Here is a 19138-nt window from a genome sequence, read left to right on the forward strand (position 1 = left end):
TAAGGAGTCCGCATGTCTCCCGCCCTCGGCTGGTATCCCGCCGTCAACCCCGCCGGTTTCGTCCTCCATCTCTCCGCGACGCCGCGTCATTTGAGCGCCGCGCGCCGGCTCGTCGAGAAGACGCTCTGCGGGGCGGGGGTGGACATGGATCTCATGGACTCCGTGCAACTGGTCCTGTCCGAGCTGTACGGGAACGCGGTCCGCGCCTGCGGTGACTTCGTGCCGCTGGTGGCTGAGGTGGAGGTGGAGGTGGAGTCGGAGTCCGTACCGGGTGGTGCCGGGGCCGGGGCACCGAGCGCGGTATGGGTCCGGCTGCACGACCCGTACCGCACCGCCCGCCCGCGCCGTACCGGCGTACGGCTGGACGATCCGGAGGCCGAGTCCGGCCGTGGGCTTCCCATCGTGGACCTGCTCGCCCCCGGCTGGAACGTGACGGCGACCCCGGTCGGCAAGCAGGTCCGCTGCCGGGTGCCGGTGCCTGGGCGTTGAACCGCCCGGTGGCCGGCGGCGGGGTGCCACCCGCACTTCGCGAGTCCGCTCGGACAAGCCCCGGGCCTGAGCGGGTCCGTGCCACCGAGCCCGCACGGCGCGGCTATTCCGCGGGCCGCGCACCGCATACCGGAGCGCCTCCCCGGACACGCTACCCGTAGACACTCCGAACCGCGGCCGTCGCAAGGGAGGCCACCGCGTGAAAGACGAACCCCCGCCGCGCTTCCCGTGGTTGTGGCTGCTCCCGGGCCTCGCGGTGCTCCTCGGTACGACCGTCTGGGGCATCGTGGTTTATCCGGAGCTCCCCGAGCGGCTGCCGCAGCACTTCGGGCCGGACGGGGTGGACGCATGGGCGGAGAAATCCGTCGCGGCGGCCTTCGTCCCGGTCTTCGTCCAGGCGGGGGTCATGGTGACGATGGCGGGCGCGGCGGCGGCCACCCTACGGGTCAGGACTCGGGAGGAGGCCGCCGCGGCCGGGCCGGAGTCCGCATGGGCGAGCCTGCTGAACCGGCCGGGCAGTCGCGCCTCCGCCCTCCGGGTCGCCAAGGCCACGCTCTTCCTCGGCTTCTGCATCGGCCTCACCACTGCCGCGGCCTGCGCGGTGATGTGGCGCCCGGAGGCGCGGACGGACGTGCCGGTGCTGCTCCTCCCGGCCGCCCTGCTGCCCGTCCTGGCCGGGACCGCCGTACTGATCGTCGTGGCTCTCCGCGACCGGTCGGCCGGCGGACGTGCCGGTACCCGGTGACCCGGGGACGGGTGTACCCCGGGCCGGGCGGCCCGCGGGAGGCGTGCGCCCGGTGCAGCGGAAGCGGAGCGGTGTGGGCCGGGCACCGGCCGCTTCAGTTGACGCAGAACTCGTTGCCCTCGGGGTCGGCCATGACGACCCAGCTGCCGGACGGCTCGTCCACGGTCTGCAGCACGCCGGCACCGAGTCCCTCCAGCCGCGCCACCTCGGCGTCGCGCTCCCCGGGGGCGAAGTGCAGATCGATGTGGAGCCGGTTCTTGACCGTCTTCGACTCCGGGACGGCCTGGAACAGCACGCGGCGGCCGAGCCCGGCGCCGGTGTTCTCGTCCACCGGATCCTCCGGGTGGCGCACGGCCGCCAGTGTCCGCCACGCCTTGCGCCCGTCGACCACGGTCCAGTCGTCATCGGTGACCAGGCCCGCGCCCGAAGCGATGAGCCGGTCGATGAGCGCGCTGTTGTCCTCCTGCTCGTAGCCGAGGGCCTCCGCCCAGAAGCGGGCGAGGCGCAGCGGGTCGGCGCAGTCGACGACGAGTTTCCAGTGCACGGCCATGCGGGTCCTCCCGGGAATCCGGCGGGGCTCCGGCTCTCTCCGGTCCGGCCTCTCGCCGTAACCACATATACTGGTTACATGAGTGAGGCGGCAACCGGTTTGGTCCTTCAGGCGCTGGACGGCGCCCGCTTCCGCTTCGACCCGGGTGCCCTCTGCCTGGAATTCCTCACCACCGGCGGGCCCGGCCCGCTCTCCCGCCACGAGGCGCTGCACGGCCCGCGCGAACTGGCCGACTGGCTGGCCCTCTCCCGCCTCGGCCTCGGCCCCGGCGAGATCCGGGCCGGTCCCGAGGACGCGGCGGCGGGCCGCCGGCTCCGCGACGCCCTGTGGCGCCTGGTCCGCGCCGTCATCGAGGACGCCCCGCTGCCCGCCGGTGATCTGGCCGAAGTGAACCGGGCGGCGGCGTGTCCGGCGCTCGTCCCGCGCCTCACCCCCGACCGGACGCGTGCCTGGGCCGCGCCGGTCACGGGCGCACAGGCCCTCTCGTCCATCGCCCGCGACGCGGTCGAGCTGCTGACCGGCACCGATGCCGGCCGCATCCGCGAGTGCGGGGCCGGCGACTGCCCGCTCGTCTTCGTGGACCTGTCCCGTTCCGGCCGCCGCCGCTGGTGCTCCATGGAGCGCTGCGGCAACCGCCACAAGGTCCGCGCCCTGCGCGCCCGCCGAGACCGCACCGAGGAGGAAAACCCGTGACCCGACCCAGGCCCACCGGACTCACGAAGGACGCCGGATACGAGATCGGCGTCTCCAGGACCCTGCCGCTGCCACCCGGCGCCGTCTGGCGCTTCCTCACCGGGCCGGAAGGGCTCGCCCTGTGGCTGGGCCGCGGTGCCGAGATCACCCCCGGGCGCGGCTCCGCCTACCGCACCGGCGACGGCACCACCGGGGAGGTCCGCGGGTACCACGAGGGTTCCCGTATCCGCATCACGCACCGTCCGCCCGGCTCGGACCGGGACAGCACGGTGCAGATGACCGTCACGCCCCGGGGAGGGAAGTCGGTCCTCGGCTTCCACCAGGAACGCCTGACGAGCGCGGCGGAGCGCGAGGACCGCCGCCGTCACTGGCGGTCGGTCATGGACGAGGTGGCCGGCGCGCTGCTGCCGGAAGGGAACCGCTGAGCGGCTCTGCCGCAGTCGGCCGCCGGTGCTCATGTCCTCTTGGCGGCACTCGGCGGCTCGTCAGCTCAGGAGACCGTGCCCGGGGTGTCCCGCAGGGTGACGTTGGCGTGGCTCTCCTGGAAGCTCTGCTCCGAGACGAGGGTCAGCCGGGCCGTGGACCGGAACTCCGGCACGGTGGTGGAGCCGCAGGAGACCATCGTCGTCTTCAGCTTGGCGACGGTCAGGGCGAGTCCTTCGTCGAGGCCGCCCGCGTAGGGGACGTAGCCGTCCACGCCCTCCTCGAAGACCAGCCCCTGGCCACCGCCCTGGCCGTAGCGCTGCCAGTTGCGGGCCCGGTTGGAGCCCTCGCCCCAGTACTCCTTGACGAAGCCGTCACGGGTGGGCAGCTTCGCGCCGGCGGCCTGGTCGAAGCGGGCGAAGTAACGCCCCATCATCACGAAGTCGGCGCCCATCGCCAGCGCCAGGGCCACGTGGTAGTCGTGCACCAGTCCGCCGTCGGAGCAGATCGGCACGTACGCGCCGGTGCGTTCGCGGAAGGCGTCCCGGGCCGCGGCGACGTCCAGGACGGCGCTGGCCTGGCCGCGGCCGATGCCCTTCTGGTCCCGCGTGATGCAGATGGAGCCGCCGCCCACGCCGACCTTGACGAAGTCCGCTCCCGCCTCGGCGAGAAAGGTGAACGCCTCGCCGTCGACCACGTTGCCGCCGCCGACCGGGATCTCCGGGTAGTGCTTCTTCACCCAGGACAGGGCCTGCGCCTGCCAGTCGCTGTAGCCGTCGGAGGAGTCGAAGCACAACGCGTCCACGCCCGCCTCCAGCAGGGCCGGGACGCGCTCCCGGTAGTCGTGGGTGTTGACACCCGCGCCCACGCGCAGACGCTTGGCGGCGTCCACGAGCTGGTCCGGGAACCGCTTGTTGTCCGTGTAGTCGGAGCGGAACACCAGATGCTGCAGGTGGCCCTCGGTGTCCAGCACGGGGAGGCAGTCCAGCCGCTCGTCCCACAGCCGCGCGTTGGCCTCGGACAGGGTGATGTCGGGTCCGGCATGGGGCAGGTCGGTGACGGCGGTCATCCGGCCGCTGACCGGGCCGTCAAGATCATGGCGCAGGGGGTGGAAGTCCCGGGAGGTCACCAGGCCGAGCAGGTGGCCGGTGGCGGTTCCGTCGTGGGTGACCGCGGCGGTGCTGTGACCGGTGCGGCGCATGACCTCGGCCAGGAGGCCCAGGCTGTCCTCGGGTCGGACGTTGGTGTCGCTGGTGACGAACCCGGCCTTGAAGTTCTTGACCCGGCGGACCGCCGCGGCCTGGTCCGCGATCGGCTGGTTGTGGTGCAGGAAGCTGAGACCGCCGTTACGCGCGAGCGCGATCGCGAGATCGGGGGTGCTGACGGCCTGCATGATCGCGGACGTGAACGGGGACCGCAGCTCGATCGCCGGCGCCTCGCCCGCGATGTGCCGCACCAGGGGCGTGCGCAGGTCGACCGCCGCGGCCGAGCAGTCGGTCCGCGTCCGGTTGGGCAGGAGCAGGAACTCGTTGAACGTCCGTGAGACCTCGGCGATGATCTGTGCCACTCGTTCCTCCTGACCCGTCGGCCGGGGCCCGGCTGCCCCGCCGTGAGGACCGTCCCCCGTGTTCCCGGGGTCCGGGCGGGCAGAGACCGGCACGGCAGCTGGGGTGGTGGTGGACCCCGCTGCGGCAGAGCCCTGACCGGCCCGTGGATCGAACGGGGTGCGGTCGTGACGTGGCACCTTATCGGCCGACTCGGCCGCGGCACGAATCGTCGCCGCCACCGGCCGCCGCTTCGGAGAAGCTCAAGCCCGCGTGGCGCGTTGGGCGTTGCGGTGGGTGCCGGTAAACCGTGCGATCCGGATGTCTGCTGCCGCCGCGGCGGGCGCGGGGTGAGGCGCTTGTCGAGCACGGGGCTTGTCCAGGACGACCGCCTCCACCTGTGGCATGCCCCACCCGGCGGCCCGCGGCCGCCGGGCACGGTGGAGCCTCAGCCGAGGGGGTTCTCCTCGTCCCGCAGAGCCTCCAGGGCGGGCGCGTACATGCGGGACTTGATGGTGCCGAGGGTCGGGCCGGTCTTCGCCGTCAGGGCTCCGGCGATCTCCAGCGCGGTCGCGCGCACCGCGTCCTCGTCGACCGCGCGGTCGACGATGCCGGCGGCGAGGGCGTCCCCGCCTCCGTAGCGGCGGGCGGTGGTCATGGACTCGTGCGCGGCCTGCGGGGTCAGCCGGGCCTGGATCAGCGCGGACATGCCCGGGGTGAAGGGGATGTTGATGTCGGCCTCGGGCAGGCACCAGAAGCCGCGGTCGGCCCGCATCACCCGGAAGTCGTGGGCCAGGGAGAGCATGGCGCCGGCGGCGAAGGTGTGCCCCTGGAGGGCGGCCACGGTAATCACCGGCAGGGACAGCATCCGCGCGAGGAGTCCGTGGACGGAGACGACGTAGTCCCGGTGCTGCTCGGGGTTGGCGAACAGCCAGTCCAGGTCGAGGCCGTTGGAGAAGAACTTGCCCGTGGCGGCCGTGACCAGGGCGCGCGGTCCGTCCGCCTTCTCGACCTCGTCCAGCGCGGTGTTGACGGAGGCGATCCAGTCGGGGTGGAAGCGGTTCTCGGTGTCCCCGATGTCGAGGATGAAGACGTCGTCCTGGCGGTCGAGCGTGGGCATGGGGACTCCTCGGGCTGGGCGGGGTGGGGCGGGGTGACGTCATCGGCGGGCGCCGCCGCCGGGGCCGGGGCCTCTGGTCTCGGTAACGGAACTACCAGTCGGTAACTTATGGTGCGCCGCGGAGAACAGGCAAGAGGGGTCCGGCCGGGCGTCCCCGCTTGTATGACGCGGATCACAGGCCGGACGGCGCCGGAGGCGCGGGCGGTCCGGGGCCCGGCCGGGCCGCTCGGACGTCTGTCCAGTGCGGACGCCCCGGCGGTTGCCCCGGGCAGTGGTGGCCGGCGGGCCGTGAAGGGGGCGGAACGGACCAGAGGTTCTGTAGGGATCCAACAGAGAGCGGCGGAAGCCCCTGTCGGGGGCGGGATCCCCGCCGTGCGGCCGGGGCCGATAGTTTCAGGGGGACCCAGTCCGCTACCGAAAGGGTGATCCGTTGAGCCGCTCGGTTCTTGTCACCGGAGGAAACCGGGGCATCGGCCTCGCCATCGCCCGTGCTTTCGCCGACGCGGGGGACAGCGTCGCGTACACCTACCGGTCGGGCGAGCCGCCGGCCGAACTCGCCGAGCTGGGCTGCCTGGCGGTGAAGTGCGACATCACCGACCCCGAGCAGGTGGAGCAGGCGTACAAGGAGATCGAGGACCGCCACGGGCCGGTCGAGGTGCTCGTCGCCAACGCCGGTGTCACACGGGACCAGTTGCTGATGCGGATGTCCGAGGAGGACTTCAGCACCGTCCTGGAGACCAACCTCACCGGCACCTTCCGCGTCGTGAAGCGCGCCAACCGCGGCATGCTCCGGGCCCGCAAGGGACGGATCGTGCTGATCTCCTCGGTGGTCGGCCTGATGGGCTCGGCGGGGCAGGCCAACTACGCCGCCTCCAAGGCCGGACTGGTCGGCTTCGCCCGCTCGCTCGCCCGGGAACTGGGCTCCCGCAACATCACCTGCAATGTCGTCGCGCCCGGGTTCGTCGATACCGACATGACCCGCGTGCTCAGCGACGAGCAGCGGCAGGGCATCGTGAAGCAGGTGCCGCTCGGGCGTTACGCCCGGCCCGAGGAGATCGCCGCCTCGGTCCGCTTCCTCGCCTCGGACGAGGCCGCATACATCACCGGAGCCGTCATCCCCGTCGACGGCGGATTGGGCATGGGTCACTGAACGTCATGAGTGGAATCCTCGCAGGCAAGCGCATCCTGGTCACGGGTGTCCTCACCGAGTCCTCGATCGCCTTCCAGGCCGCCAAGATCGCCCAGAACGAGGGCGCCGAGGTGATCCTGACCGGCTTCGGCCGGCTCTCGCTCGTCGAGCGGATCGCCAAGCGGCTGCCCAAGCCCGCTCCGGTCATCGAACTCGACGTGACCAACCAGGAGCATCTGGACGGGCTCGAGGGCAAGATCCGCGGACACCTCGGCGAGGACGCCTCCCTCGACGGTGTCGTGCACTCGATCGCCTTCGGCCCCCAGGGCGCGTTCAACTTCCTGGAGGCGGACTGGGAGGACGTCGGCACGGCCGTGCACGTCTCCGCGTACTCGCTGAAGTCGCTCACCATGGCCTGCCTCCCGCTGATGTCCCGCGGCGGCTCCGTCGTCGGCCTCACCTTCGACGCGCAGATCGCCTGGCCGAAGTACGACTGGATGGGCGTCGCCAAGGCCGCCCTGGAGTCGACCAGCCGCTACCTCGCCCGCGACCTCGGCGCGAGGAACGTGCGCTGCAACCTCATCTCGGCCGGGCCCATCAAGTCGATGGCCGCCAAGTCCATCCCCGGCTTCGAGGAACTGGCGGACGTCTGGAACCACCGCGCGCCCATCGGCTGGGACCTGGCCGACCCGGAGCCCGCGGGCCGGGGAGTCGTCGGACTGCTGTCCGACTTCTTCCCGAAGACAACGGGAGAGATCGTGCACGTCGACGGCGGTGTGCACATGATGGGCGCCTGAGCGCCGCCGTCCCCGGCGCTCGCCGCCCCGCACCCGGCGCCCACCACACGCGCCGACGCCCCGGACCCCGCCACAAGCGGGGAGCGGGGCGTCATGCGTTGCGGACGCCCGGCCGCCACGGGGCCGGGCCGGCACGGGATACGGCGGCACGGGGAGGCGGCGTCATTCGTTCGGAGCAGCAGGCCGGGCGGCGGGCCGCCGGGGGCGCGCACGCTGGGAGCACACGCCCCCGGTGGGGCGTATGGAGGTGCGGCAACGGCGGTCCGCTCGCGGTCCGGCCCGGCCGCCCCGCGCGGCCGAGGAGGTCCGGAATGTGTGCTCCGTGCCGTCATCCCCTGGCGACCGTCCTGATCGCGGCGGTGCTGCTGGTCTCTCCGGCGGCCGCCGCCGCGGCGCTCGCCGCCGGGAAGGAGCCGGCGGGCGCGGACGGCCGGGAGCGGCTGTCCGCGGCGGCCCTCCGTCCGGCCGGCCGCACGGCGGAGGGGGAGCTGCGGCGCGAGTACCGCGCGGGGTGCCGTACGGAGATCGAGGGCTCGCAGGCCACGGTGTACTGCCACAACCCGTATCCCGTCGTCGACCGGGTGCGGCTGCACGTCGAGTGCGAGCAGTGGTGGGACCTGGACGCGGACACGCGGCCCGTCGAGATAGGGCCCGCGCAGACGGCGGAGCTCACGGCCCGCTGCTGGAAGACCATAGGGCGCGCCTGGGTCACCCACGACGTGGTGCGGTGAGTGCGGCGAGGCGGCCCGGCCCCCTGTGCCGCCCCCGCCACCGCCCGGTGCCGCCGCCCCGTGCCACCGCCCGGACCGGCTACCGCTCCGGGACGCAGCGGAGGGCGTAGGCCGACGCCTCCGCGCCCGCCAGCTCGCCGTCGCCGGCGCGGATCGCCTCGACCAGGCGCGTGTGGTCCACGTAGTTCTCCGGCAGCAGCTCCGGGCCCACGTCACGGCGGAGGTGGTCCCGCAGGACGGCGCCGAGGTCGGCGTAGAGCGCGGCCAGGACGTCGTTGTGCGAGGTGGCCACCACGGCCAGGTGCAGGGCGGCGTCGGCGGCCACGAACGCCTCGGCGTCGCGCGACTCCCACGCCTCCTCACGGCGCGCCAGCGCCGCGTCGAGCTGCCGCAGATCCTGCTCGGTGCGCCGCCGCGCGGCCATCCGGGCCGCCGAGGACTCCAGCGTGCCGCGCAGCTCGGCGATGTGGTGCGGATCGGCGTCCGCGAACCGCCGGTGCATCACGCCGGCCAGCTCGCTGGTGGCGAGGACGTAGGTGCCCGAGCCCTGGCGGATGTCCAGCAGGCCGTTGTGCGCCAGGGCGCGCACCGCCTCGCGGACGGTGTTCCGGGCCACGCCCAGCTGCTCGACCAGCTCGCTCTCGGTGGGAATCCGCGAGCCCACCGGCCACTCACCGGACGTGATCTGGCGGCGCAGCTCGGCGATCACCCGGTCGGCGAGCGCGGAACGCCGGAGCGAGGTCAGCGGCATGGGGCGGGACTCCTCGGTGCGGACGGTGTCCGGTGCGGACGGTGCACGGGGCGGACGGTGAGGACGATGCGGGCCGGGCGGTCCGGGCGGGCGCGTCCGGCGGGGCGGAGGTCTCAACGGCCGGTGGGGGCCGGCGGGTTCGGGGTGGGCGGGACGGGTGCAGGGTACGGGAGGCCGGCCGGTGCCGTGGCTCGCCGGGCGGCCCGGGAGGGCTGCGCCGTCGTACCGGACGGGCGGCCTCCGCATGGCCGGGGTGGCGGGCTCGTGCGAGGCGCTCGCCGTGCACCGGACGGACCCCGGTGGGGCCCGGGACCCGGTGGGGCCGGTGGGGCCGGTGGGGCCGGGGCTTCGGCGGGGGCACGGCCGCCCCGGCCGTCTCGGATCCGGGGAGCCGCCGCGGTGGACAGCCAATCATCCCATGATTCTATGATGGCTCACATGCCCGAGGACGAGACCACCTGCCGTACCGCCGCACGCCCCCTGCCCCCGCAGGCCGGCCGCGACGCCGGCAGGCCGGTTCCCGGCCCGGACGCGGCGGCCGGTCAGCCGGTTCCCTCCGACCGCTCCGGTCCGGCGGCCCCCTCCGGTCCGGAGGGGTCGGCCCCGTCCGACCCGCCCGTTCCCGGGGCCCCGGTCCCGTCCGCCCCTCCGTCCGTCTGGCGGACCCGGCTGCTGGTCGCCGGCATCGCCCTGGCCGCGCTGAACCTCCGGCCCGCCATCACCAGCCTCGGCGCCCTCCTCGAAGAGGTCCGGGACGGGCTCGGGATCAGCGGCGCCACCGCGGGCCTCCTCACCTCCCTGCCCTCCCTCTGCTTCGCCGTCTTCGGCGTCATGGCACCGAGGCTGGCGAAGCGGGGCGGCCCGGCGCCCGTCCTCCTCGCCGGGATGGCGGCCATCGCGGCGGGCGTGCTGCTGCGGCCCTTCGCCGGCGGTACGGCCGGGTTCCTCGCGGGCAGCGCGCTGGCCCTGGCCGGTATCGCGCTGAGCAATGTGCTGATGCCGGTCGCCGTCAAACGGTGGTTCCCCGACCGGGTCGGCACGATGACCGGTCTCTACTCGATGACCCTGGCCCTGGGCACCGCGCTGGCCGCGGCCTCCGCGGTACCGGCCGCGGAGGCGTTCGGCGGCAGCTGGCGGGCGGGACTGGCGGTCTGGGCAATCCCCGCCCTCGCCGCCGTGCTGCTCTGGCTGCCCCTGGCCCGGGTCCGTACCGCCCGCCGTCGTGGACGGACGGACGGGCCCGGGGCCGCCGCGGACCGGAAGCTCCCCGGGCAGCGGGAACACGAGCGGACGGCGGCGGCCCCGGTTCCCGCTCCGGCGCCGGAACCGGAACCGGCACCCGGACCGGCACGGGACCCCGGCTCCGCACCCGGCCCCGCACCCGGACCCTCCGACGGCACGGCCCGCGCCCCCCGCATCACCCGCAGCCCCACGGCCTGGGCCCTGGGCTGTTTCTTCGGCTTCCAGTCCACCGCCGCCTACATCACCATGGGCTGGCTGCCGCAGATCTTCCGCGACGCCGGGCTCCCGGCGTCCACCGCGGGAGCGCTGCTCGCCGTGACGATGGGCCTCGGCGTCCCGCTCTCGTTCCTCCTGCCGAGGATCGCCGCCGGAATGCGCCACCAGAGCGCGCTGGCCGCGGCCCTGGGCCTCAGCGGCCTCCTCGGCTACGCGGGGCTGTACGTCGCGCCCGCCGCCGGAGCCTGGGCCTGGGCGCTGCTCCTCGGCATCTCCAACTGCGCGTTCCCGCTGGTCCTGACGCTGATCGGGATGCGGTCCCGCACCACTGCCGGCGTCATCCGGCTCTCGGCCTTCGCGCAGAGCACCGGCTATCTCATCTCCGTACCCGGACCGCTGCTCATCGGCGTGCTCTACCAGCACAGCGGCGGATGGGGCCTGCCGCTGGCCCTGATGTCGGGGCTGATGGTGGTGCAGCTCGGTCTCGGTGTGCGGGCCGGCCGGCAGCGCTACATCGAGGACGAGGGACGGCGCCCGTTCCCCGCCGGCCCCGCCGCCCGCACACCCGCGGGCTGAGCCCCTGGAGGGGGCGCCGGGGACGGAGGTGGGAGACTGGGCGCATGCCAGTCCTCGACCCGAATCCCCAGAACGGCCAGAAGAAGCTGCTCGGCGTGCTCGGCGCGATGCTCGCCATCGGCATCCTCATCTCCGTGATCGCCACCATCCTCGCCCCCTGACGCCCCCCGGCCCGGTGCACCCCGCCCCACCCCGGTGGTGGGGCCGGCCCCACCACCCCTAGGGGGCCAGGGTCAGGGTCGACTGGGTGGATCACCGGATGGGAACCGGCCGTCCGGATCCGTAGGTTCGTCAGTACACCGCGAAGCAGCGGTGGGCGCGGCCGTGGCAGGCGGCCGCGCCACCCCCGAACCCGCACGGAGGCGGTCCCATGTCGGCCGGTACGCATTCGCCCCACCCGGCGGCCCGTGCCGCGCAGACGCGGCTCCCGTGGTGGGCCGTCGTCCTCCCGGCCGTGGCCTTCGCCGTTCTGCTGACGCTGATCACCGGCGCGCAGGACGCGCACGCGGCGGCCGGCGCGCCCTCCGGCCTGGAGCAGTTGCTGGAGCTGCTGCGGAACACCCTCTTCCGGGGAGACCGCTGAGCCGTGGGCCACCACCCGCTCCGGCCGGGCCCGGGGCTGCCGTGAGAGCCCCAACAACCGGGGCCGTACAGCGGTTTTCGTGCGAAGCTGGATGTCATGAGCGTCGCTGAACCCTCCCGGGAGAGCACTCCCGGAACCCCGGATTCCCGCAGGATCGTCCTCGTCCGGCACGCGAAGGCCGACTGGCCCGAGGTGGCCGACCACGACCGGCCGCTCGCCGAGCGCGGGCGCAAGGAGGCACCGGTCGTCGGCCGCTGGATCGCCGCTTCCGGCATCAACCCCGATCTGACCCTCTGCTCGACCTCCGTCCGCACCCGCGAGACCTGGAAGCTGGTCGTCCACGAGCTGCCGCACCGCCCGCGGACCGTCTACGAGGACCGGCTCTACGAAGCCACGCTCGGCGACCTCCTCGCCCTGCTCCGGGAGACCCCCGACGAGGTGCGGGACCTGCTCGTCGTCGGCCACAACCCCGGCATGCACGCCCTGGCCGACGCCCTCGCCGGCTCCGCCGAGGGCGACACCCTGGCCCGGATGAACCGGGGCGGCTACCCGACCGGCGCGGTGGCCGTCGTCGGCCTCACCGGAGCCTGGAAGGCCGTGGAGCACGGGGTGGGCCGGCTGGTCCAGTACTGGACACCGCACGACTGAGGCCGGACAGGGCGCGGCGCGGCACACGGCCACGGGACGGTCCCGGGGCGGAGAGCCCGCCGCCCCGCCGGCACGGCACCGACCGGCCGCCGTCGTCACGCCACCACTTCGCCCCGCCGGCCGGCCGGCCGACGGGGCGAAGCACTGCCCGGAGGCGTCCCGCGGGGCGGACGGCGCGCGGCTCAGCGGATGTCGAACTCCCCGTCCCGCGCCCCGAGAACGAAGGCCCGCCACTCGCCCTCGGTGTACCGGAGGACGGTGTCGGGGTCGGCCGAGGACCGCATCGCCACCGCACCGCCGGGCAGATACGCGATCTCGACCCGCTCCTCCGACTCGCTCCCCGGGGCACTGAGCCACTCGACCCCCGAGATGTCGAGCGCGTACAGCTCGGCCTTCTCCTGCTCATCAGCCATCAGTCCAGCTTCCCTTCGCTGCCGTCAGTGACAAACTCGCCGGTCGACGGCGGGGGGAGCCGGCCGGCCGCATACGGTGCGCCGCGCCGGTGCGGGCACGGCGCCCCCGCTCGTCGGCGCCCATGCCGCTTCCCCCGCTGTCGCCGGCCGTGGTGCCCGCGGTGAACCCCTCCACCCGGCGCGCTGCCCGGCGGACGGTGCGCAACTCCCGTGGCCCGCGGGGACGTCGGCCGCCCCCGGGTAACGTTAACCAGACGGCGCACATCCCGCACTCACCCGATCGGGTCAACGGCCGGGGTCGAGCCCCGGTCGGCGCTCCGGCCCCGCTCCCCTCCCGCAGGGCCGGCGGACCGCCGGCCCTCAGCCCTCGTCCGCCTGCGTGTCCGCCGCCTCGACCTCTTCCCGCGTGATGCCCAGCAGATAGAGCACGGTGTCCAGAAACGGCACATTGACCGCCGTGTGGGCCGCCTCGCGCACGACCGGCTTGGCGTTGAACGCCACCCCCAGCCCGGCCGCGTTGAGCATGTCGAGGTCGTTGGCGCCGTCGCCGATCGCGACGGTCTGGGCCAGCGGCACCCCGGCCTCGGCGGCGAAACGGCGCAACAGCCGCGCCTTGCCCGCCCGGTCGACGATCTCGCCGGTCACCCGGCCGGTGAGCTTGCCGTCCACGACCTCCAGGGTGTTGGCGGAGGCGAAGTCGAGCCCCAGCCGCTCCTGAAGATCGTCGGTGACCTGGGTGAAGCCGCCGGAGACGACACCGACCTGGTAGCCGAGACGTTTCAGCGTACGGATGAGCGTGCGGGCGCCGGGCGTGAGCCGGACCTCCGAGCGCACCTTGTCCACCACGGATTCGTCCAGCCCGGCGAGCAGCTCCACCCGGGCGTGCAGCGACTGCTCGAAGTCCAGCTCGCCGCGCATCGCGGCGGCCGTCACCTCGGCGACCCGGTCCTCGCAGCCCGCGTGCGCCGCGAACAGCTCGATGACCTCGTCCTGGATGAGGGTGGAGTCCACGTCCATCACCACCAGCCGCTGGGCCCGGCGGTGCAGCCCGGCCGCGACCACGGCGATGTCCACGCCCAGCAGCGCGGCCTGCGTCGCCAGGGCGGTGCGCAGCGGCGAGGTCTCGGCGCCGGAGACCGCGAACTCCACGGCCGTCACCGGGTACTTCGCGAGCCGGAAGATGCGGTCGATGTTCCCGCCGGTGCCGGTGATGGCCGCCGCTATGGCGGCGGTGGACTCGGCGGTCAGCGGGTGGCCCAGCACGGTGACGATCGAGCGCCCGGTGCCGCGGGGCCGGTTGTCGCCGCGGCCGGAGATGATCTCGGCCTGGAGGTGCAGGGACTCCGCCCAGCCGTGGACGGTGGCCCGCAGCTCGCCCTCGGCGCTTCCGTGGCGCCCGGTCTGCGGCGGGGCCGTGACCAGCGCGCACAGGGTGATCCGGCCTCGGGTGACCACCTGTTCGATGTCGACCACGTCGAGGGAGTAGGCGGCGAGGGTGTCGAACAGCCCGGCGGTGATGCCCGGGCGGTCCTTCCCGAAGATCTTGATGAGAAGGGTGGGGGTGTCATCGCCCGGAACGGCGGTGGCAGGCGGGATCTGCGATGCGCTCATGGTGATTCCACCGTATCGGGCATCCGTGACGGAGCGCGCGGCCGTCCCGCACTACGGAACGGGGGCGCCCGCGCCGGGCCCCGCGCCCCGCGCCCGCGCCGCCCGGAGAGCGCCGCCGCCGGCCCCCGGACGGAGGGATCCTCCCTGGTCGGGCGGTCGGGGCGGCCGGGTCGGAGGCGGGCCGGGGCCGGGCGGCAGGCCGCTGCGACGATGCCCCGCCGACCGTACGGAGAGACCGCGCGGTTCAGCCGTTCGGGGGACCCGGCGGGCGGTGCAACGGCCGGGACCCGGCGGCCCGCCCGCGTCAGTGCGCGGCCGGTGGATACGGGGGAGGGGGCGGCGGTTCCGGGTATGCGTCCGGGCCGGTACCGGAGGGGGCCGCCCCCGGCCCGGCACCGGCCGGCCCGCGGTCGTAGGCCCCGTACGCGTACGCCCCGCCGGAGCGCGGATGCGGGGCCGTGCCGGGGGCGGAGGCCCGTCGCCCGGCCACCCCCGCCGCTCCGGCCAGGAGCGCGCCCGCGGCACCGGCGGCCGCGCCCCAGGCGGCCCCGAGCAGCAGCGCGAGCCCGGCGCTGCCGAGCAGCTCCAGCCCGGCCCCGAAGGCGTCGAAACCGAAGACCGACAGACTCGCGTTCGCCGAGACCCCCGTGAGCCGGGTGAGCAGCGCCAGCCCGAGCCCGGTGGCCACGGCGAGCGGCACCGCGCAGCGCGCGGCGAAGGCCGCCGTTCCCGCGGCGCCCTCCCCGCCGGGGCCGGGCCGGGCGGCGGCGGAACCGAAGGTGCCCGGCGCCGCCGGGCGGCCGCCGGCGGAGGTGCCCGCCCCGCGCGCACCCGCCGCCGGTGTGCCCGTCCGGGATCCGCTCGTCCCCGTCGCGTCCCGCGGTGTGCGGACGGCCGTGAGCGCCCCCGCGCAGAGCAGGGCGAGGACCGCGGCCGGGACCAGCAGCCACGCCCGGCCGTCCAGCTCGGCCAGCCGGCCGACGGTGATCGTCTCCTCCGAGGCCGTCAGCAGCCGGTCCAGCGGAGCCGGGAGCAGCCGCACCAGGGCCCCGCTCGCCCAGCCGGTCCAGGGGACGAAGAGACCGAGCAGCATCCCGGTCCAGGCGCCGTTGGGCCCGACGAGCAGGGCCGTACCGGCGATCCGGGCCGGGTGCTCGTCCCCGGCCGCCGCCCACACCGCCGCGGCCAGGCCCGCGCCGACGGCGAGCAGCAGGGCCGCGCAGAGAGCGGAGACGGCCGGGCGCACCACCCGGTGCAGCACCTCCCAGCCGGGCGGCAGCGGCGTGCGGCGGGAGGCCAGCAGGGCGATCACCAGCACTCCGGCGGCCCAGAGCGCCCCGCCGAGCAGCGAGGGGCCGGTGTCCACCCGGAAACCGACCGAGGCCTCGGCGCGGACCAGGTCCGCCAGCCGGGCGGCGAGACCGCCGCCGAGATCCCCGAGCCCCTCGGGCAGCAGCTCCGCGATGCCCTCCGGCAGTCCCGGGTCCGGCAGCGCGGAGTCCGGCAGGTCCCCGGCCAGGTCGCCGAGCTCGGCGCCGTCGAAGGTCACGGTGTCGTGCCCGGCCCAGGAGAGCCCGCCGACCACCGCGAGGAAGAGCGCCACCACCGCCCCGGCCCGGACCGCGAGTTCACCCGCCCCGATCACCCCGCCCGCCCCGCGCAGCGAGCGGAGGAAGACCGCGGCGAGCACCAGGGCGCCGACCAGGGCCACGCCCAGTGGCGTGATGTCGACGGAGGCGGCGGCCCGTCCGCCCTCCAGGCCGAAGACGCCGACGTCCCCGGCCGGGACGACCCGGCCGTTCACCGCGAGGACCACGGCCGCCGCGGTCATCGGCCCGAGGGACCCCACCGCGTCGGCCTCCAGGAGATGCAGGGCGAGGGCGGCGGTCCCCGTCATCGCGACGAACGCCCAGCCCACGGCGGCGACGGCGGTGAGGAGCGCGTCCGCCGGTCGGATGCCCCGATTCCCCTCTGCGCGCATGAGCAGCCCCGATGGACAGCCGCCCGGGAAGACGAAAGACGGCGGAGAAACAGTGACGTGCGGTGATTCTTCATGACCGGGGGGCCATCGGACGTGCTTGCCCCCCTCCGGGCGTGTTCCGGCCCGATGCGCACCGCTCCGGCGTGTCCGCTTGTCACAGCCGGGTTGGGGGTGGAGGCGTCCGCCTGAAATAGTTCCCCCGATGTCCGCCATCCCTAGACTCCCTCTGCAGGGGGTAACTCGGGGGAAAATCAGTGGGGCTTGGAGTGCCGGAACTCGTACTGGAATTGAACGGAAGGACCTGGACGCTCGACCCGTCCCGGTCCTACAGCCTCGGACGTGATCCGAAGGGCGACATGGTGCTGGAGGACGCCAGGGTCTCCTGGCGTCACGCCACCGTCCGCTGGGACGGGCACAGCTGGGTCGTCGAGGACCTCGGAAGCACCAACGGCACCTACGCGGGGGGCCGGCGGGTCCAGCAGGAGCGGATAGGCCCCGGCGCCGCCGTGCATCTGGGCAACGCGACGGACGGGCCGGTGCTGACGGTGTCCGCGGCGGCCCCGGCGCGCAGCGCGCCCGCCGCGGCGGCGGCACCGCAGGCGCCCGCGCCACAGCCGTCGGTGCCGCAGCAGGCACCGGTGCCGCAGCAGCCGCGGGGGCAGGCCGGGCCGCCCGGCCAGGCGGCGCCCCCGCAGCAGGCACCGCCCCCGCAGGGATACGCGCCCAGGGTGCCGCCCCAGGGCGGCCCGCGGCAGCCGCCGGCCGGCGGCACCCAGCCGTACGACGGCCAGCAGCCCACCGGGCTGCACCGGTTGGCCCTCGGCCGGGTGATGCGGATCGGCCGTGCGCTGGAGAACGATCTGGTCGTCTCCGACCTCCAGGTCTCCCGGCACCACGCGGAGTTCCGCTCCACGCCGGACGGCCGCTTCGAGATCGTCGACCTCGGCAGCCACAACGGCACCTACGTCAACGGCCAGCCGGTCCGGCAGCAGACCATCGGCCCGTACGACATCGTCGGCGTCGGCCACTCCACCTTCCGGCTGGTCGGCGACCGGCTGGAGGAGTTCGTCGACACCGGCGAGATCTCCTTCTCCGCCCGCCACCTCACCGTCACGGTCGACGGCGGCAAGCAGATCCTCAAGGACGTCTCCTTCGGCGCCCCGGAGAAGTCGCTGATCGCGGTGATCGGTCCGTCCGGCTCCGGCAAGTCCACGCTGCTGCGCGCGCTGACCGGCTACCGCCCGGCCGACCGGGGCGAGGTGCTCTACGACAACCGGAACCTCTACAAGCACTTCGCCGAGCTGCGCCAGCGCATCGGTCTGGTCCCGCAGGACGACATCCTGCACAAGGAGCTGACCGTCCGCACCGCCCTCAAGTACGCGGCCAAGCTCCGTTTCCCGGGCGACACGGCGGAGGCCGAGCGCGAGGCCCGGATCGACGAGGTCCTCCGCGAGCTCAAGCTGGACATCCACAAGGAGAAGAAGGTCACCTCCCTCTCCGGCGGCCAGCGCAAGCGCGTCTCCGTCGCCCTGGAGCTGCTGACCAAGCCGTCACTGATCTTCCTGGACGAGCCGACCTCCGGCCTCGACCCGGGCATGGACCGCGACGTCATGCAGCTGCTGCGCGGCCTCGCCGACGACGGCCGCACGGTCCTCGTCGTCACCCACTCGGTGGCGGAGCTGGCGCTCTGCGACAAGCTGCTGGTGATGGCGCCGGGCGGCTCGGTGGCGTACTTCGGCCCGCCGGACGAGGCGCTGAACTTCTTCGGCTACGGCTCCTGGGCCGATGTCTTCTCGGCCTTCGAGAACTACCGCGACTACGACTGGTCGGGCCGCTGGCGCGGCTCCCGGCACTACCAGATGTACGCGGCCGACCTCGACGCCGTCGCGCCGCAGGCCGCGTCCGTCCAGCCGCGGCAGATGCGCCCGCCCAAGCAGCAGAGCTGGGGCTCCCAGCTGTGGACGCTGATCCGGCGCTATGTGTCGGTGATCGCCTCCGACCGCGGCTTCCTGGGCCTCATGCTGATCCTGCCCGCCGTGCTCGGCGTGGTCAGCGTCCTCATCCCGGCCGACTACGGGCTCGCGCGGGGCCCGGCCGATGGCGGCCCGCCGTTCTCCAACCGGGACGGCAGCGTCATCCTGCTGATCCTCGCCGTCGGCGCCTGCTTCGCCGGCGCGGCCAACTCCGTACGAGAACTGATCAAGGAGCGGGTCATCTACGAACGGGAACGGGCCACCGGCCTCTCCCGTTCGGCCTATCTGATGTCCAAGGTGATCGTGCTGGGCGCCATCACCGCGCTCCAGGGCGCCATCATCTGCGGCATCGGCCTCGCCCCCCGCGATCTCCCGGAGGAGGGGGTCCTCCTGGAAGGGCTGCCCGCCGTCGAGCTGACCCTGCCGATCATGGCCCTGGGCTTCACCTCCATGATGTTCGGGCTGGTCATCTCCTCCCTGGTGAAGACCGCCGAGAAGACCATGCCGCTGCTGGTCATGTTCGCCATCGTCCAGGTCGTCTTCACCGGCTGCCTCTTCCAGCTGAACGACAAGCTCGGCGCCGAGCAGCTGGCCTGGCTCATGCCCTCCCGCTGGTCCGTCTCCGCCGCCGGCTCCACGGCCGACCTCAACGTGCTGCTGCCCTGGGAACCGGGCAACCCCGACCCGCTGTGGGAGCACGAGCTGAGCACCTGGCTGCTGGACATGGGCGTCCTGGTGGCCCTCGGCGTGCTCTGCGGCTTCGCCGTCGCACGCCTGCTGCGCCGCCACGAGCCGGAGGTCATGCGCAAGTAGGAGCGCAAGCGGAAGCGCGGGGGTACGGAACCGCGCCCGCGCGCACGACAGGGCGGCGGTACCCCCGCGGGGGTACCGCCGCCCTCTGCCGTCACGGCCGGATGGTGACC

At 74.3% G+C, this 19138-nt stretch carries 19 protein-coding genes; 12 read left to right on the forward strand and 7 right to left on the reverse strand.

Annotated elements, in window-relative coordinates; all coding sequences use genetic code 11:
- The first annotated feature begins 12 nt into the window (after positions 1-12).
- Positions 13-489 carry an ATP-binding protein gene (locus SXIN_RS25285; protein ID WP_019709646.1) on the forward strand — a complete coding sequence of 159 codons (477 nt, stop codon included), beginning with the start codon at positions 13-15 and terminating at the stop codon, positions 487-489.
- A gap of 199 nt (positions 490-688) precedes the next feature.
- Positions 689-1234, forward strand: coding sequence for a DUF1648 domain-containing protein (locus SXIN_RS25290; protein WP_019709647.1), 546 nt, complete (start codon positions 689-691; stop codon positions 1232-1234).
- 94 nt (positions 1235-1328) lie between these two features.
- On the opposite strand, the gene SXIN_RS25295 is transcribed toward SXIN_RS25290, so the two are convergent.
- Complete coding sequence (locus SXIN_RS25295) at positions 1329-1784, reverse strand: VOC family protein (protein WP_019709648.1); 456 nt, start codon at positions 1782-1784, stop codon at positions 1329-1331.
- Positions 1785-1862: 78 nt separating this feature from the next.
- On the opposite strand from SXIN_RS25295, the gene SXIN_RS25300 reads away from it, so the two are divergent.
- Positions 1863-2477, forward strand: coding sequence for a CGNR zinc finger domain-containing protein (locus SXIN_RS25300; RefSeq protein ID WP_095757581.1), 615 nt, complete (start codon positions 1863-1865; stop codon positions 2475-2477).
- The gene (locus tag SXIN_RS25305) at positions 2474-2902 is read left to right on the forward strand and encodes an SRPBCC family protein (RefSeq protein WP_019709650.1); all 429 of its coding nucleotides are present in this window, start codon (positions 2474-2476) and stop codon (positions 2900-2902) included. Before SXIN_RS25300 ends, SXIN_RS25305 begins: the two co-directional genes overlap by 4 nt.
- A 65-nt stretch (positions 2903-2967) precedes the next feature.
- Here the strand turns inward: SXIN_RS25305 and SXIN_RS25310 are convergent, their stop codons facing one another.
- Both SXIN_RS25310 and SXIN_RS25315 read right to left on the reverse strand, forming a co-directional pair.
- Positions 2968-4467 carry an IMP dehydrogenase gene (locus SXIN_RS25310; RefSeq protein ID WP_019709651.1) on the reverse strand — a complete coding sequence of 500 codons (1500 nt, stop codon included), beginning with the start codon at positions 4465-4467 and terminating at the stop codon, positions 2968-2970.
- Positions 4468-4892: 425 nt separating this feature from the next.
- Positions 4893-5564, reverse strand: coding sequence for an enoyl-CoA hydratase-related protein (locus tag SXIN_RS25315; RefSeq protein WP_019709652.1), 672 nt, complete (start codon positions 5562-5564; stop codon positions 4893-4895).
- Positions 5565-5994: 430 nt separating this feature from the next.
- Here SXIN_RS25315 and fabG point away from each other — a divergent pair, with 430 nt between their 5' ends.
- The 3 genes from fabG (at position 5995) to SXIN_RS25330 (ending at position 8221) form a co-directional block, all read left to right on the forward strand.
- Positions 5995-6714 carry a 3-oxoacyl-[acyl-carrier-protein] reductase gene (fabG, locus tag SXIN_RS25320; RefSeq protein WP_019709653.1) on the forward strand — a complete coding sequence of 240 codons (720 nt, stop codon included), beginning with the start codon at positions 5995-5997 and terminating at the stop codon, positions 6712-6714.
- A 5-nt stretch (positions 6715-6719) separates the two neighbouring features.
- On the forward strand, positions 6720-7490 hold the full coding sequence (gene fabI, locus SXIN_RS25325) for an enoyl-ACP reductase FabI (RefSeq protein WP_019709654.1): 771 nt from the start codon (positions 6720-6722) through the stop codon (positions 7488-7490).
- A gap of 311 nt (positions 7491-7801) precedes the next feature.
- Entirely contained in the window at positions 7802-8221 is a 420-nt protein-coding gene (locus SXIN_RS25330) for a hypothetical protein (RefSeq protein ID WP_095757583.1), read from the forward strand.
- Positions 8222-8300: 79 nt separating this feature from the next.
- Here the strand turns inward: SXIN_RS25330 and SXIN_RS25335 are convergent, their stop codons facing one another.
- Positions 8301-8972, reverse strand: coding sequence for a FadR/GntR family transcriptional regulator (locus SXIN_RS25335; protein ID WP_019709656.1), 672 nt, complete (start codon positions 8970-8972; stop codon positions 8301-8303).
- A 438-nt stretch (positions 8973-9410) separates the two neighbouring features.
- Here SXIN_RS25335 and SXIN_RS25340 point away from each other — a divergent pair, with 438 nt between their 5' ends.
- The 4 genes from SXIN_RS25340 to SXIN_RS25350 all read left to right on the forward strand — a co-directional run bounded on the left by SXIN_RS25340 (position 9411) and on the right by SXIN_RS25350 (position 12237).
- Positions 9411-11006 carry a CynX/NimT family MFS transporter gene (locus SXIN_RS25340; protein ID WP_095757584.1) on the forward strand — a complete coding sequence of 532 codons (1596 nt, stop codon included), beginning with the start codon at positions 9411-9413 and terminating at the stop codon, positions 11004-11006.
- 44 nt (positions 11007-11050) lie between these two features.
- On the forward strand, positions 11051-11167 hold the full coding sequence (locus tag SXIN_RS32830) for an SGM_5486 family transporter-associated protein (RefSeq protein WP_019707981.1): 117 nt from the start codon (positions 11051-11053) through the stop codon (positions 11165-11167).
- 209 nt (positions 11168-11376) lie between these two features.
- Complete coding sequence (locus SXIN_RS25345) at positions 11377-11589, forward strand: hypothetical protein (protein ID WP_019707982.1); 213 nt, start codon at positions 11377-11379, stop codon at positions 11587-11589.
- A 96-nt stretch (positions 11590-11685) separates the two neighbouring features.
- Complete coding sequence (locus tag SXIN_RS25350) at positions 11686-12237, forward strand: SixA phosphatase family protein (RefSeq protein WP_019707983.1); 552 nt, start codon at positions 11686-11688, stop codon at positions 12235-12237.
- A 182-nt stretch (positions 12238-12419) separates the two neighbouring features.
- On the opposite strand, the gene SXIN_RS25355 is transcribed toward SXIN_RS25350, so the two are convergent.
- The 3 genes from SXIN_RS25355 to SXIN_RS25365 form a co-directional block, all read right to left on the reverse strand.
- Complete coding sequence (locus SXIN_RS25355; RefSeq protein ID WP_019710519.1) at positions 12420-12650, reverse strand: DUF397 domain-containing protein; 231 nt, start codon at positions 12648-12650, stop codon at positions 12420-12422.
- Positions 12651-13010: 360 nt separating this feature from the next.
- Positions 13011-14261 carry a phosphoserine phosphatase SerB gene (gene serB / locus SXIN_RS25360; RefSeq protein WP_019710518.1) on the reverse strand — a complete coding sequence of 417 codons (1251 nt, stop codon included), beginning with the start codon at positions 14259-14261 and terminating at the stop codon, positions 13011-13013.
- A 304-nt stretch (positions 14262-14565) separates the two neighbouring features.
- On the reverse strand, positions 14566-16242 hold the full coding sequence (locus SXIN_RS25365) for a streptophobe family protein (RefSeq protein WP_095757585.1): 1677 nt from the start codon (positions 16240-16242) through the stop codon (positions 14566-14568).
- Positions 16243-16508: 266 nt separating this feature from the next.
- On the opposite strand from SXIN_RS25365, the gene SXIN_RS25370 reads away from it, so the two are divergent.
- A complete protein-coding gene (locus SXIN_RS25370) occupies positions 16509-19028 on the forward strand; it encodes an ABC transporter ATP-binding protein/permease (RefSeq protein WP_238153858.1) in 2520 nt (839 codons plus the stop codon).
- Positions 19029-19138: the final 110 nt, after the last annotated feature.

The sequence above is a fragment of the Streptomyces xinghaiensis S187 genome (genome assembly GCF_000220705.2).
Lineage (GTDB): Bacteria > Actinomycetota > Actinomycetes > Streptomycetales > Streptomycetaceae > Streptomyces > Streptomyces xinghaiensis.